Below are 14,038 nucleotides of genomic sequence, written 5' to 3'. Positions count from 1 at the left end.
TCAGGGTGTTGTTTTCCAGCGTAGTTCGCGGAACTCCGGTGCTGGGCCGCGCCAGTTTTTGCCGACGATTCGTGATTTTCCTTTACCTCTGCGCGCGGGCTGAAGTCTTTCGGCAGGGGTAATCTTCAGCTGACGGATCCCATCCCAGCCTGGTAATGGATCACCGTTCCAGTTCTGAAAATCTTCTGCTTTCAGCTGGATGTTCTGCCAGTCGCTGCCCCCTGTGAGCTCAACCTCTGCAGCGAAGTCGTCAATCACGAGCACCAGCCGATTGGATTCTGCTGCGCGAACTTTCAGCGCGAGCTCCGCCTGCTGTGGTGCTTTCCATGTTGTGTCGTTGAGTTTATGCGTGATCAGCGTCCATTCATCCGATCGATAATTAAACCATTCCTTTTGCCAGTCACCTTGAAAGTCTTCGATCAGTAATGTCGGTTCAAGTGTAGTACGCGTGCCTGCATGTTGAAGTTGTGTGGGAGTAACCTGAGTCAGCAATGACGAGAGATTAAATGACTTAGTCGTATAAGGCCGGTAGTAATAGCCTGCTCCGGAAACGGGTTCGTCGAGAGAATACCGTACATTCGCGTAAACCCAGAGTGGCTGATCAACACTTCCCAAAGGCAGCGGTGCCGTCCAGGTGCCGTCGGTTTCGGTCGCCGATGCATGATGCCAGAAGCGGTGCATCGTCTGCAGTCGATCTTCGGGACGCTCGTCTGGTTTACCCTGCTGGGTATAAAAGATATCGACCGAAAGAATGGGTCGGGTATGATCTGGTTGCACCTGGAAACGGGGGATGTGATCGCTGGTCTTGAGAACCAGCTTCGTTTTCGGTGTCTCAGGAAATGTGAATGCTGATTTTAAATGCTGGTCCATCCACAGCATCGTCGCGGCTTCAAAATCGGGCGTGTCCTGATGATTGTGGTGTGGCGAGCAGGTCACGCGCCATTCCTGGCTGCGGATTTCGTTGATCGCATCAGGCAGGTTGCCCAGACGCCCGTGAAAATCGTTGGCAGGGCTGAGGAAGATGATGGGACAGGCAATCTGCTTCAGGCTGACATCATCACCCAGGGTCGCGCAAAACAGCGGGCTCCGATTATATCGATCGCTGATACCGCCACAGGAAGGGGCAGCCGCTTTGACACGCGCGTCGGGAGCAGTCAAGACGGTGAGCTTGCCACCCATGGAATGTCCATAGACGCCCAGTCGATCGGGGTCGACCATCGGCTGCGCTTCCAGAAATGTGAGTGCACGACGTGCCGCGAGCGCGGCGAGAAACCAGCCGCTGTTGCGCGGCGACTCAACTTCATCGAGAGTCCAGGCGGCGGGCATGGCACTGGGAAAGACATTGCCAGGATGCTTTCCCGGTGCATGATAACCGTCGAGTGCGCCCCAGTCGGTGGTTACTTTGTAGTTCGGATCGTCGGTCTTACCCTCCCAGAACAGCTTCACTTCAGCCGGAGTCACCCGGTAGTCCGGGGCACTGATTCGTCCTGCCCAGGCAATGGAGACGGTGGCATACCCGCGTTTGCCATTCATGAGGCACGCCTGGTGATCGGCGTATTGTCCGCCGCCATGAATCTGAACAAGTCCCGGAAGTGTTTTCCTGCTTGCGCTGACGCTTTTGGGGAAACCAAAAATTGCTGCGAGTCTCGCGGTCTGTCCTTTGAAGACGCCGATGCGAAATCGCACCACACTGAGCATCACGCCCTCTTCTTCCCATTCTTTGAGAACTTCGGTTTCAAGCGGTTCTTTACGCGGATCAAAACCGGCCCACATCGCTTCGAAATTTTGAGGCGCGGCGCCGTCCTGCAAAGGGGGCAGCGTCTCGGGCTTCTGCCCGAAAACAACAGAGGATGAGAATAGAATCAGAATCCAGAGAAATGTGCCGTGTTTCATGTGGAAGACCCGCCTTGGAAGTTAAAAGTCATTTAGACGAAGATCGATTCACTTACTCTCGCACAAAGCTGACAGGCAGGTTCAGTTCCTGTCTTGCGACTTCGCTTTTAACGCGGCTTTGATTTCGCGGGCGACCTGTTGTGCCAGTTTTTGGGAGCCGGCGGGTTTGAAGTGGACGTTGCCCGGACCGGCCCAGAGGGGCGCTTCGAAGCCTGTCGCGAGCTGGTGCAGGTCGTTGATTTTGATGTTGTGTTTCTGCATGATCTTTTTCGCGACCTCGTTGTATTTCAAATCGTCGCCGACAACGCGGCCTGCTTCGCCTTCCGGAACCGGAGTGGTCGTGGCCCAGATGAGTGTGGCGTTCGTCTGCTCCAGTTGCTTGACCAGTGTTTCCAGATTTTTCTCGTACTGCGCGAGGGGGACCGAGATGGTGCCGTTGACTTTGTCGCGGTGTCCCTGAGTTTTTGAGTCGGGGTGCCGATAGCAGAGATCGTGCAGTCCCCAGTTGAAATGAATCACGTCCCAGTCGGTTTTGCCGAGCCAGCGCTGGAGGTTTTTGAGACCCCGGTTTGTATCGCCGCAGTTGGCTTTGACGCGTTCGACGTTCGCGACCCTTTTGAGCAGTTCGATGGTGGGTTTGGTGTAACCGATGGAAATCGAGTCGCCGATGATCAGCACGCGGGGCAGGTTGGAATCTGCTGTGGGTTCCTGTTTCTGTTCTGCTGTTGCGAGCGAAGTCAGACATAGAACCGTCAACAACGCTGTGAGAATTCGGCAGTGGTCGGTCAGTCGAGGCATCTGAGGATCTCCTGAGGGAATGGTGTGCGAAGTCATCCAGTATCAGCGAGACGCGCAGGCGGGTCAAGCAGGACTTGTGAGAAATCAGAGTGACTGTTTTCCAATGAAATTAATTTCCTGCAGAAAACAGCGAACCCCTGCTGAACGTTCACTGTCTTTTATCGGCAACAGACGAGCGGTGTTTTGTCTGTGAACGAATTGATCTGCCTTGCGGGTGTGATTGATGCACGATGGTCTTCGGAACCATTAGACGGGGTTCGATTCCCTGGCGGGGTACTTGAGTAAAACTGACGCTGGAGCCAGATGGCCAGGCGACTGCCTGCAAAGCAGTTCTAAGTGGGTTCGACTCCCACCGGCGTCTTAAACCAGCCAACTGCCGATGCGGACTACATCATTCTCTGATTAAGAACCGATGTCTGTATCATTTCTTCGTTGGCCGGTTTGTTGAAAATCCAACTGACTGTCGGGATTACATTATGACGGTCCTAAGGTAGCTAACCTGGAGTGATCCAGGGAAGGTGAGCGCAACGGCATCTCTGTGAGATGGTCTGGCGCGTGTCGACTGACGGTTTCACATGCGACCGATCAGGACGGCCGAAGAGGCAAGAATCTCGATGCCCCTTCGTTGGGTTTTAAAAAAGACATGACCGACTGCCGATCTGGAGTACATGGTTCAGGACCCGGGGGTTGTGGGTTCGAGTCCCACCGGCGCTCATTCGCAAAGCGAGTCGCGCCGTAGCTCAATGGTAGAGCACCGTAGAAACTCTGGTTCACCACTTCGTCGGTTGTATTTACTGTCGAAAGACGATCTGTCGGCAGACGGATCGCATGCATTCAAGGAGACCGAAACTTTGATCGTCGACAAACCGAGACGCAAATAGCGTCACATGCAAACAGGACCGACTGCCGAAGGGGAGTACATCGTGATCTGTTAGTTGTGGGTTCGAATCCCACCAGCGCCGCGTGCAACCGCACAACACGTTGTAGCTTTAATGGTAGAAGCATCAGAAGAAAACTCTCTTTACACAACTTCGTCGGTTTTTCTTAAGCGACTCACTCGACTGCTGGAGTGGAGTACATGGTTTCGCTGGTTCAACTCCTGCCCGGCCCACTGAATATTTAAATCGGGGCCGGACCCTGAACTCCGCGTGCGCGCGGAGAGGCAGGGTGGGACTCTGCTCGAATACCTCGTCGAGTGCTTTTATTGAAGCTGCATTTAAGAGACCAGACCCCTTAAATGCAAACTTTGCACAGGATCCGGCTGCCGTCAGTGGGGACTGATGCGTCTTTCGCCGGACCCGTTTTTTAAAGGAGGCTATGATGGCCAACAAGACTCTGTTTTCAAATCGCCAGAATCAGTATCCACGTGCGGACTCGCGTAACGAGGCCGGCGGTCGCGCTTATAAATTCGAGCCGAAGCATGCGCTCGCGCAGCTGGCGGCAACCGGAACGTTCAACAACGTGTTCTACGCCGGTGCGCAGACGCAACTGGATACTCTGCGGACGCTGATTGACCAGGTGGACGATGACCGCTACCTGGCACAGCTGGCCGTGTATGCGCGGGAGCGGGCCTGCATGAAGGACATGCCGGCAGCGCTGCTGGCGACACTGTCGACGCGGGACACCGAGCTGATGCACCGTGTGTTTGATCGCGTGGTTGACAACGGTCGTGTACTGCGGACGCTGTTCCAGATGATCCGTTCGGGTCAGTTTGGTCGAACCGGTCTGTCATCGAGTCTGCAGCGGGCGTTTCAGCGCTGGCTGAACGAGGCTTCGGTGGGTCGACTGCTGTCGGCTTCGATCGGTCACGATCCGAGCCTGCGCGACGTACTGCGACTGGCACGACCAACGCCTGTCGACAACGAGCGACGTGCGCTGTTCGGCTGGCTGACGGATAAGGAGCCTGCCAAGTGGGCACCGGCGACCGCAGCGGATCTGCCACGGCAGGTGCGACAGCTGATCGCGTATCGTCAGGCAGAGACTGACCAGGCGCAGGCAGAGATCGTTGAGAATCTGTCTGTGCGGTGGGATCTGCTGGCAGATGCGGCCAAGAGTCCACTGGTCTGGAAGGCGCTGGCCCGACAGATGGGACCACAGGCGCTGCGGATGAACCTGAATACGCTGCTGCGGCACGACGTGTTCCAGGATGCGGCGCTGGTGGACTATGTGGCGGACCGCCTGGCGGACGCTGAGGCAATCCGTCAGTCGCGACAGTTTCCGTACCAGTTCCTGGCGGCTTATCTGAATGTGAGTGCAGAAGTGCCTCGCAAGATTCAGACGGCGCTGCACCAGGCGGCTGAGCTCGCCTGCGGTAACGTGCCGGAACTGCCAGGTCCGGTGGTGATCGGTCTGGATACGTCCGGTTCGATGCAGTGTCCGGTTACCGGTTGGCAGCGTCGTGGTGCTACAAGTCGGATGACGTGTGTGGATGCTGCGGCTCTGTTTGCGGCGGCTGTGCTACGACGTAACCCGGACAGCGTGGTGATTCCATTCGATACCCGGCCTTACCAGGCCCGCCTGGATCCGTCGGACTCGATTCTGAGTCTGTCGGCACGGCTGGCGAAGTACGGTGGCGGTGGTACCGACTGTTCGATCCCGCTGAACGTGGCCAACACGAAGCTCAGCAAGCGTGCGTTCGCCGGCTGCGTGCTGGTGAGCGACAACGAGAGCTGGGTGCGGCAGGGCCGTTACGGTTCGACCGGCGTGATGACCGAGTGGCAGCGGTTCATCGAGAACCAGCGGCGACTGGGCGTGACGGATCCGAAGCTGGTATGCATCGACATCCAGCCTTACGGTTCGTCACAGGCTCCTGAGCGCGACGACATCCTGAACATGGGCGGCTTCAGTGACGCGGTGTTCAACGTGGTGGCGTCGTTCCTGGGCAACGACGCCGGCCGGTTCGTCGCCGAGGTCGAGTCGATCGAAATCTGATCGGCTCGGTTGGTTATCTGGGATACCCCTGGTCTGAGAAATCGGACCAGGGGTGTTTATTCATGTGATGAGTTATCATGAGAGATGAAAATAGCACAACTGTATTTTCCTCTCATCAAAAGAGTAAGAAAAGATGGATAGCGCATTACAATTTATCATTATGCTGAATACAGACTTAACTATTTCCTCAATTATTAGGCAAATGTCAGCAGGCTTAAGGGGAGCACGAGGGCGCAAAGTTAACTCAATTGACTTCGAAGGTAATTGGATCGAGATGTATCAAAATGATGATTACGACGAATCTCAGACAGAAACCGAAGATGGTTTTCTGTTTTATCGCTATCGTCTGGAGGTAACGCCTCTGAGTAAGGAAATCACATTGTCACGGCAAATAAACACGACTAGAACGATCTGTCAGAACCTTCAACAACTGAAGGTCGACATTTTTCTTTGCGCAAACTTCGAAGACCAGCTTCCTGAATTTAAGTAACATGCGACTAATTGTGAATGATAAACGCAGTAACGTTAATACTTGAATATTGAACTGATTTCTCTCAGTGGAAGACTCCATGCCTGGCGAAAACAATAATCTTCAACGGCAGTCAATAAAAACGCCCTGGTTCATTTTATGAGATATCTATGGTAGAGAATTATGATCCCGAAATCTGAACTCATCTTTGTTTATGAAGGATACTGGGGAGATAAAATATTTGTATTTTCCAGTTCTGAAGAAAAAGCAGTGAAGGCAGTGAAGCGATGTCATGCTTACGGGAAGCCTGAAGAAGGTTATGAGTATAGATTAGGCGCACATTGGGCAATAGATGATGAGACTGAAGGATGGCGTATAGTACCGAGAGAGGTTGAAATCCAACATATCGAAGGAAAAGTCTACGGGAGCTTCGCAAATGATATGCCTATCCATCTATATTGGGAATGTCCACTTTGTCATTCCAAAACGGGAGAAGATATATCGGCTGATATTACATTTCCTCACTTGGTTTGGTGTGAACATTATACTAATCCAAGTCTGGATGAATCTTATTTCCTAGTTCATCTTAGTGAAGAAGATGGAGAAAAGTTAAAAGGAACTTGAGCAGAAAAATTTCTGGAATCGTCAAGCTCCGTAATGAGTGATGGGACGCCAAAACTCGTAAAGTCACAGACGAAGTGGTGTACCAGAGCGGGGTGTAACGAGACAGCAAGGAAGTGAAGAAGTATAAGAGATCTAGTCCACTTATTTAGATTGTCGCTGCGGTCGAGTTGATCGAAGTCTGATCAGCTTAGTGAGTCATTAGGAGTGTTTCTCGTGTGTCACTACTTTGGCCAGATTCATTCGGTTCTGGATAATGAACGCCATGTTTTCATTTACTGTCAAATCTGATGCCTATCAATCCCTGAAGAATAAGGCTCGGCTGGAGTTGTATGACCCTGTGGATTATGCCCCCGCCGTGATCTCAGCAGTTTGTCGAGCGCTTTATGAAAGTGGAGCTTTTGACTTTAAGCTTTGTTTTGGTGACGGAGAGGAAATACTGCTGCCCGTTGATTGTGAACTTTCAATATTCCTGGAGCAGTTGCCCGAGGTTATCTCTACATCAAAGAATGAACACGTCCGTAGCTTTTTAATCCACTTTTTTGAGCAAGGTTTCAACTTTGACGTGTTAGTGCAAAAAAAGAATGGTCTCTATCGCGTGTCGTTTGATATGAGAGACTGCGATCATTCAGTACATGAAGGTTATGACATCGAATTTTCACATTTTGAATCGATGTTGCAGGAGATTGCACAGATGTTTGTTGAGATTTCACTGGAAGTCTTTCCGGAGTTATCTGAGAATCAGGCACTGATTCAATGGAGAAGTGAAGTGGGAATCCAGAATGGAAACTCTGGAGACTAGCTGTGTGTCTCCCTGATTCAAGTTATCCTATGGAACTAACCAGACCACAACTCGATTTACTGGAGCGACTGAAGTTGCGCTGCGTCAATCAAAGGTTCCTGACACCTTTCCTGGCCCCCAAACCCATCGACACCACGCCAAATCACCCCATCTGGAGCGTCGACCGCCAAGCCTTCGTCCGGGCAGACAGCCTGACCGTCGGTGAACGGCTACAAAACCTAAACGGCATCACAACCGTCAAGAGTATCAGTCCCCGCGGCCCACCCGAACCGGTCTACAACCTCGAAGTCCAAGTCAAACACACTTACTACGTTGCCGACACGGGTGTGCTGGTGCATAATGGAGCACCTTGTAAATCTGATGAAATAGCACTTGGGCTTGGTCCCAAAAAAAATTATCAAAATTTTGCTGACGAAACAGGTGGATTACCATTTTGGAAGTGGAAGGAGAATAAGTTAACTCAATTTAATGCAGAGAATAATGGAGTCTTTGATCTTGCATTTGATGAGGCTTCAAAAAATGCAAAGCATATTCATTTTAATTTAGATCGATTTAAAGTCTTAGCTGCTGTAAAAGATTCAAAAGATTGGCATCGTTTTAATTTCACAAATATGGAATTTCGAAGTATTTGGGAAAACTCTGAATTATTAAAGAAAACTACTTTCTACCTTGATGGTAAAGCTTGGTTTGATGGAAAAGATATTTTAAAAGGGAGGCTAATTCCTAGCCTTTAAACTATTTTATAATTATATCTACAAGGCATGAAATGTGGTCACCTCTTAGTAGTAATTCTCATGTAACTGATTATCCAAATATACCTGAGCTATTTGAGCAATTACTTGTCAACCTTAGCCAACAGTGGTTTTCCAGCCAGTTATTTGGCGTTTGGTCACACCAAACTTTTTGCATAGAAACTGTTTCAGAAAAATGGGATTCTCAATTTACGCCACGAAGAAACACAGAGATTCTTTTGATTGAATTTGACTCCGACTTAAATCAGTTTATTATCGGTTACAGTCCTATGAAATCAAACTGGAGCATGCGTAAGGAACACGGGTATTGGGTTAAGACCGGTGTGTGGGCGAACTGTACTCTAAAGCAATCAGTCTTTTTGGTAGAGCAACTAATTTCGCGAATTCTATTTCAGCTAATCTATGATAAGGAATCCCAGAGGTATTGTAACTTTAACAATGAGTTGGGATTTGATGCAATTTCACATATCCATTCAAATTCTGACATATACTTACCACAAGAAAAATGGAATGAGAGTTCTCTTACTGCATTACTTGTTGAAGATATTTTAATCTCCGGTCACATGGCAATTTCCTTCAAGGTCGATGATTGGTGGATTATTGCAAGCAATACAGATTGGTTTAAAATTCAATCTGATCTGACTATCAATGATTACTTTACGAATCTAATTAGATTTCCTGAACAAGGCCCTCTTTCGATACACTCGGAAGTTCTCATAACAGCTTTTGCAAAAGAAGTCGTTACTTTAGACAGAACGTCGAATGTTGTTGTAAAAGGGGGAATAAACGATTCAATAATCAATCTGAACGATAAGCATCCTGAATGGGCTCGATTAGTCGCGTTTAAAATGTAATTATTATTAATCCTTAATTTAAATACCGCTAACTTCGAAACCGATTCAGGATATCCAAACCGGTCAGTGGGTCAAAGCCGACAATCCTGCTGAAGAGGATGATACCGAGTTCGGGAAAGACGTTGACCCGGCGACCTGGAAGCTGCTGTCACTCGATGCTCCCAAACTGGATGGGACGACGGCGCGCGTGCAACTGCTTCGGCCTACACTCTGGTTATCCTTACAACGGGCCACAGTTGGTGAGACGCTCTATATCTCTGTTCCCGAATGTGGCATTCAGGGCGATGCCACACTGTTGCAGATTGAAGCCTGTCCGTCGATCGCTAAGAGCCCGGGACCCGGCTTCCAGATCGTCACCGGCACCTTCCATCATCAAGCCGCCAAGACGCTGGACATCGGTGTGGAAGGGGAATCCAAGCCCATCGGCACTACGCCAAACCACCCCTTCTGGAGCGTCGACAGACAAGCCTTCGTCAGAGCAGACAGCCTGACGGTGGGTGAGCGTTTACAAAACCTAAACGGCATCACCACCGTCAAGAGTATCAGTCCCCGCGGCCCGCCCGAAGCGGTCTACAACCTCGAAGTCCAAGTCAAACACACCTACTACGTTGCCGACTCGGGTGTGCTGGTGCATAATGGGGGGCTTTGTCTATCTCCACGAGCAAAAAAATTTAATGACCAAGGCAAGTCTTCTCAGGCATTGGATGCTCACTATGAAGATCTTGTTGCAGGTGTGGTCAAAGGTAAAACTGGCCAGGAATTCATGCATGCAGGGAAAACATTTGAAATAGATGTCTTAACCAATAATCGCTTAATCCAGGTGAAGCGATCTCTTGGTGCTGTTGATAGGGCTAAATACTATTCGGGAAAGGCATTTAAGAATCAACTCAGAGCAACTTTGGCACATGCCCGCAAAGAAGGGAAAAAAGTTGAATATTGGTTCAAATATGGCGTCCATCCAAATGTCAAAGGTTATCTTGAATCTAAAGATGTTATCGTGCGGATTGGATTGGGAGATTAAAAATGGGACGACTTTACAACGTAAAGGGTTGGCTCGAACCCTATGAAGACACTGGCGAATCCTTGATGAAGATCATTGAAGAATTTTCGACTGATCTGATATATAAAGGGCTCGTAATGAACTGGACTCTAACCAAGGCATTTGGTTATTCAGATTATGTCTTTTTTGGGGCGACTGCAAAGTATGCGGACATTATGGTAGAGGACGTTGTGAACCGTATCGTCTCATCTCATTTTCAAGTTGACGGGTATTTTGAATGTGTAGATGAAGAGGATGAAAATAACTGGAGTATGCGTATAATTGATTCAAAAATAACTAAAACAACTTTGCCATTCGAAACCTGACTTCACACGAGTAAATTTCAAGGCTGGAGGGTTACGATCCGAGAACTACGTATGGGTTTCACGGTGCCACGCTAAGCAGTTCCTAGAAAAACGAGGGTTAAAGGCTGATACCATGTTATCTGGTAAAGAACCCGTTTGGGTCAATCGAGTGATTCGAAGACCTGAAAGACCGACCGTGGAATGGTTTAGCCTAGGGACTTTAGGTTCCTCAGAAATCACAATTGGTGTCTTGAGGGATGGCACTTGGGTCGTAGATACTGCCGATGGCCTTGCCCACTTAGATGAGACGAGGTCCTTGGTATTCATTCTTCCGCTTCTCAACTCAACAATCGAAGAATTGTGTGAACGACTTGAACGATTCATTAACGAGTCTGGGGTTCACAAGACGACAGTTCCTCATTTTCCATTTGATCGGCTTGTTGTTTATGCGGTATCGAGGGGGGGATATTGGGCAGAGCAGGCTTTTTGCTGGCTTGCAGATGTCGATTTAGATGTAGACCAAACGGCAACCGTCATCCATGCATTATTAGCTATAGAGGAAAACAAGACATTCACTCAACAATTGCGTCATAAAGCAAGACGGTATCGAATTCAGATGGAACGCCAAATAAGAGGTTGAACACTACAATCCGCCACCGTTGGCGGAACTATTTATATTTCCGTTCCCGAATGTGGCATTCAGGGCGATGCCACTCTGTTAAAGATTGAAGCCTGTCCGCCGATCGCTAAGAGCCCGGGCCCCGGCTTCCAGATCGTCACCGGCACCTTCCATCATCAAGCCGCCAAGACGCTGGACATCGGTGTGGAAGGGGAATCCAAGCCCATCGGCACCACGCCAAATCACCCCATCTGGAGCGTCGACCGGGAAGCCTTCGTCCGGGCCGACAGTCTCTCATAATAGGAGACTTGACCAAGGATAGATGTAAGCAAAAGCTGAATTTTTCATCTATAAAAAATCTAACAAGTAATTAATCACCGTTTTGAGTGGTTCAAGAATGGACACATAAAACAACGAAATGCGTAAACTGCTTATTCATAGATACTTAAGAATGCACTCCTGTTGATTGAATTGTCGCTGTTGGTGTCTTCCAGCAGGTTTGATTCAATCTTATTTGGGAGATTCAAAACCCTCGTTTCAGGAAACTGAAGGTTGCAGGTTCGAACCCTGGGGGGTACTTCTTATCTTGACCTGCCCCCAACCTTGTACCAGTTAGAATGTTAGAGAACCAAGGTAAATTCATTCCTAACGCCAGGGATGAATTTTTCGCGAACTCCACCGGGGTCTGATTTCCCAGTGAGCTGTGTGAGCGGTTTTCGTTATAGTCCAGCCGCCACTAGTCAATTTGTTCCTGAGCGTCAGGCAAGCCCTGCGTCAGGATGATGCAGGGCTTTTTAGTATTCGAATTAAGTTTGATTACGCAGCATTTTCATCTGCATTCAATCGTTCCATCGCCGCAAAGAAGGCTTCGGCATAATAATCCGCCTTCTGCCGAACATAGCCCGGAAGGACAAAGACACCAACCAGCGGAAGGATGCAGAGCAACACGGTCGACAGAACCGCCCACAGTATGTGACCATCGAGTTTCCACCAGGCGACCCAGCATCCTGCACAACTCAAAAGGGCAGCTGGAATCCAGATTACCCTCAGTCCCGTCAAGTTTCGCGCGTATCCGTAATCGATGTTCCTCAATCGCACCAAGTCTGTTGCCGGGCCGTCTTGCTTCCACAATCGTGACCGAACTTTTGAGACGGCGTCATTGATGACGCGTCGAGCTTCCTCTCCGTCATCCGATTTCGCCAGTTTCGCGATGTCCAGTCCGGTGACAGCTTTGATTGTCCCGTACCACTGTTTCTTCTGTTGTTGAGACCTTGCTGCATTGTCGGGTTTTAACCATTGATTTGTCGGTGCATCATAAGGCCAGTCAGGCCACAATTTTTTCTGAAGGCGGTTTCCCAAAGCCGAAGCCAAGTGGGAAATCCCTACCGCAAGTACGGCACCGATTCCGACACCCGTCGTGAGGAGCGTGACAAATTGCATCATCTCAATTCCGAACGCCATCGCGACCGGCAAGGCAACCAAGACGGTCAAGACGGCCGGTAGGAATCGCGCCCTTCGCTCGTAATCATCGCTGAGACTGAAGAAGTTCAGTACCGGATTAGGTTTGGATTTGTCTTCTGTCATATGTGCAGTGGGGGAATAAGATTTTCGATTGCCATGATTTCGCCAATAAAACAATTCACTTGGTCATTATCTCCGACAATCATCATAAGTCCTGGAAATCCATCCTGACGCATCCTATCCGTTAGCCAAGTGAACACTTTCATGTCATCCGAACTGGGCATAGTCGAACAGCCGTCGGGATGCGAGTGCCACTCGCCAACGTAGTGCAATGCTCCATCGGTTTTTGTAACGATACTCTCAACCTTTCGGCGCAATCCTTTGGAGCCTCGAATGTAAAGCGTTGGCCACTCATCGCTGTCAGGAGGCGATGGAATCGTGTTAACGATGTAGGCAATACGTCGATGAACATCAAAAGACCCGATGAGTACGCCGCCAGTTTCATTCGGTAGTTTTGATCGCCGCAATGCCTGCAGGCGCTCCACAACTGTCGTGTCCAATTTGATCGTCCAGTCTGAAATCTGCCGTTGGATCACTGGCGCAGGCTTCAACTCGATCCGCTTTATCTCAAGGTCATCATCCAAACGCCATACGGCGGCTGTCGCTGAAGTATCGGAAAGTAGTCGGCGCAACATACGCGTGCCGATGCCACCGTGTACTGCCATTGAGTCTTGAGGAATTCGCGAAGTGACATCTCGGCATGACTGGCCGTACCGCTGGCGACCATCGTTCGGGGCAAAGTGTCCGGCCAGGTCATCGCGATTCACCAAATCGCGATAGAACTGCAATTCAAGCATGTCGAGAGGACAGGTACGATCAGCATCTTCCGCCAGAACGACGAGGTCTGTCCCGGTGGGATTCAAAAACATGGACACCCGTCTGGCATTGGATTGTGCATCGGACGCCAGTGCACGGGCGACAGCCACTGATGCCGACATGTCGAGAATCATATCCGCTTCACCCAAAGCCTTCTCAACAGCGTCATGATGTTCACCCGGTCGAAGAACATTTGCAACAATTGCCTTGCTGGTTTCATCCGAGTCGAGAATGTCATTCAGAAGTACTCGCATGCTCTCCGATTTCGGAAAACCCAACGCGTAACCGGGCAGAGCATGTCTAGCAAGATTATGAGGAAGCAGGCGATCATCATCGATGAGGGTATCGATTGTTATGCCCATTCGTTTGGCGTTTAGAAGAACTTGTGCCCCCAACGCACCTACCCCGATGGTCACGGTCGTTGGACCTGTCTCCGGGGGCGTCCATCCATTCATACGTGCGGCTGAAGCAGACGAGATGCTGACCTGGCCCCCTTAACCGCGTCCAGAACTTGATATACTAATCAGGATTCTGGCCCAATTGAGGAGGAGGCAACATGCCCACCAAACGTCATTCATCCGAACAGATCATTTCAAAACTCCGGGAAGCGGAGGTCCA

13 protein-coding genes and 1 tRNA gene are annotated in these 14,038 nt (G+C 50.0%); 10 read left to right on the top strand and 4 right to left on the bottom strand.

Annotation, left to right across the window (positions count from 1 at the left end):
• Both RID21_RS07295 and RID21_RS07290 read right to left on the bottom strand, forming a co-directional pair.
• Positions 1 to 1,893: a dienelactone hydrolase family protein gene (locus RID21_RS07295; RefSeq protein ID WP_350187999.1), complete on the bottom strand. Its 1,893-nt coding sequence runs from the start codon at positions 1,891 to 1,893 to the stop codon at positions 1 to 3.
• Positions 1,894 to 1,974: 81 nt separating this feature from the next.
• Positions 1,975 to 2,691, bottom strand: coding sequence for an SGNH/GDSL hydrolase family protein (locus RID21_RS07290; RefSeq protein WP_350187998.1), 717 nt, complete (start codon positions 2,689 to 2,691; stop codon positions 1,975 to 1,977).
• Positions 2,692 to 2,980: 289 nt separating this feature from the next.
• On the opposite strand from RID21_RS07290, the gene RID21_RS07285 reads away from it, so the two are divergent.
• The 10 genes from RID21_RS07285 (at position 2,981) to RID21_RS07240 (ending at position 11,104) form a co-directional block, all read left to right on the top strand.
• Positions 2,981 to 3,052 (top strand) — tRNA-Cys (locus tag RID21_RS07285).
• Positions 3,053 to 4,011: 959 nt separating this feature from the next.
• Positions 4,012 to 5,622 (top strand): TROVE domain-containing protein, encoded by a 1,611-nt coding sequence (locus RID21_RS07280; RefSeq protein WP_350187997.1) that lies wholly within the window; start codon positions 4,012 to 4,014, stop codon positions 5,620 to 5,622.
• Positions 5,623 to 5,755: 133 nt separating this feature from the next.
• Positions 5,756 to 6,112 (top strand): hypothetical protein, encoded by a 357-nt coding sequence (locus tag RID21_RS07275; RefSeq protein WP_350187996.1) that lies wholly within the window; start codon positions 5,756 to 5,758, stop codon positions 6,110 to 6,112.
• A 162-nt stretch (positions 6,113 to 6,274) separates the two neighbouring features.
• Positions 6,275 to 6,715 carry a hypothetical protein gene (locus tag RID21_RS07270; RefSeq protein WP_350187995.1) on the top strand — a complete coding sequence of 147 codons (441 nt, stop codon included), beginning with the start codon at positions 6,275 to 6,277 and terminating at the stop codon, positions 6,713 to 6,715.
• A gap of 262 nt (positions 6,716 to 6,977) precedes the next feature.
• Complete coding sequence (locus RID21_RS07265; protein ID WP_350187994.1) at positions 6,978 to 7,514, top strand: hypothetical protein; 537 nt, start codon at positions 6,978 to 6,980, stop codon at positions 7,512 to 7,514.
• A 29-nt stretch (positions 7,515 to 7,543) separates the two neighbouring features.
• Positions 7,544 to 8,248, top strand: a complete 705-nt coding sequence (locus tag RID21_RS07260; protein WP_350187993.1) for a Hint domain-containing protein — start codon at positions 7,544 to 7,546, stop codon at positions 8,246 to 8,248.
• A gap of 32 nt (positions 8,249 to 8,280) precedes the next feature.
• Entirely contained in the window at positions 8,281 to 9,120 is an 840-nt protein-coding gene (locus RID21_RS07255) for a hypothetical protein (RefSeq protein ID WP_350187992.1), read from the top strand.
• 187 nt (positions 9,121 to 9,307) lie between these two features.
• A complete protein-coding gene (locus RID21_RS07250; protein ID WP_350187991.1) occupies positions 9,308 to 10,141 on the top strand; it encodes a restriction endonuclease fold toxin in 834 nt (277 codons plus the stop codon).
• Positions 10,142 to 10,143: 2 nt separating this feature from the next.
• A complete protein-coding gene (locus tag RID21_RS07245; protein ID WP_350187990.1) occupies positions 10,144 to 10,485 on the top strand; it encodes a hypothetical protein in 342 nt (113 codons plus the stop codon).
• A 112-nt stretch (positions 10,486 to 10,597) separates the two neighbouring features.
• Entirely contained in the window at positions 10,598 to 11,104 is a 507-nt protein-coding gene (locus RID21_RS07240) for a hypothetical protein (protein ID WP_350187989.1), read from the top strand.
• Between the two features lie 795 nt (positions 11,105 to 11,899).
• Here RID21_RS07240 and RID21_RS07230 read toward each other — a convergent pair.
• Positions 11,900 to 12,667, bottom strand: a complete 768-nt coding sequence (locus RID21_RS07230; protein ID WP_350187988.1) for a hypothetical protein — start codon at positions 12,665 to 12,667, stop codon at positions 11,900 to 11,902.
• Entirely contained in the window at positions 12,664 to 13,899 is a 1,236-nt protein-coding gene (gene cap2-3 / locus RID21_RS07225; protein ID WP_502892607.1) for an anti-phage 6A-MBL system cap2_3 protein, read from the bottom strand. The genes RID21_RS07230 and cap2-3 overlap by 4 nt, the downstream gene beginning before the upstream one ends.
• Between the last annotated feature and the right edge of the window lie 139 nt (positions 13,900 to 14,038).

Origin of the sequence: Gimesia sp. (assembly GCF_040219335.1) — a bacterium.
GTDB lineage: Bacteria > Planctomycetota > Planctomycetia > Planctomycetales > Planctomycetaceae > Gimesia.
The sequence above is the reverse complement of the archived record's forward strand: the minus strand, read 5'-3'. Positions and strand labels throughout refer to the sequence as shown.

Bases quoted from the DNA above. Each gene is read 5' to 3' on its own strand.
- RID21_RS07260 (WP_350187993.1), top strand. From the start codon at position 7,544: ATGGAACTAACCAGACCACAACTCGATTTACTGGAGCGACTGAAGTTG.
- RID21_RS07230 (WP_350187988.1), bottom strand. From the start codon at position 12,667: ATGACAGAAGACAAATCCAAACCTAATCCGGTACTGAACTTCTTCAGT.
- RID21_RS07245 (WP_350187990.1), top strand. From the start codon at position 10,144: ATGGGACGACTTTACAACGTAAAGGGTTGGCTCGAACCCTATGAAGAC.
- RID21_RS07280 (WP_350187997.1), top strand. From the start codon at position 4,012: ATGGCCAACAAGACTCTGTTTTCAAATCGCCAGAATCAGTATCCACGT.
- RID21_RS07240 (WP_350187989.1), top strand. From the start codon at position 10,598: ATGTTATCTGGTAAAGAACCCGTTTGGGTCAATCGAGTGATTCGAAGA.
- RID21_RS07265 (WP_350187994.1), top strand. From the start codon at position 6,978: ATGTTTTCATTTACTGTCAAATCTGATGCCTATCAATCCCTGAAGAAT.
- RID21_RS07290 (WP_350187998.1), bottom strand. From the start codon at position 2,691: ATGCCTCGACTGACCGACCACTGCCGAATTCTCACAGCGTTGTTGACG.
- RID21_RS07255 (WP_350187992.1), top strand. From the start codon at position 8,281: ATGTGGTCACCTCTTAGTAGTAATTCTCATGTAACTGATTATCCAAAT.
- RID21_RS07275 (WP_350187996.1), top strand. From the start codon at position 5,756: ATGGATAGCGCATTACAATTTATCATTATGCTGAATACAGACTTAACT.
- RID21_RS07270 (WP_350187995.1), top strand. From the start codon at position 6,275: ATGATCCCGAAATCTGAACTCATCTTTGTTTATGAAGGATACTGGGGA.
- RID21_RS07295 (WP_350187999.1), bottom strand. From the start codon at position 1,893: ATGAAACACGGCACATTTCTCTGGATTCTGATTCTATTCTCATCCTCT.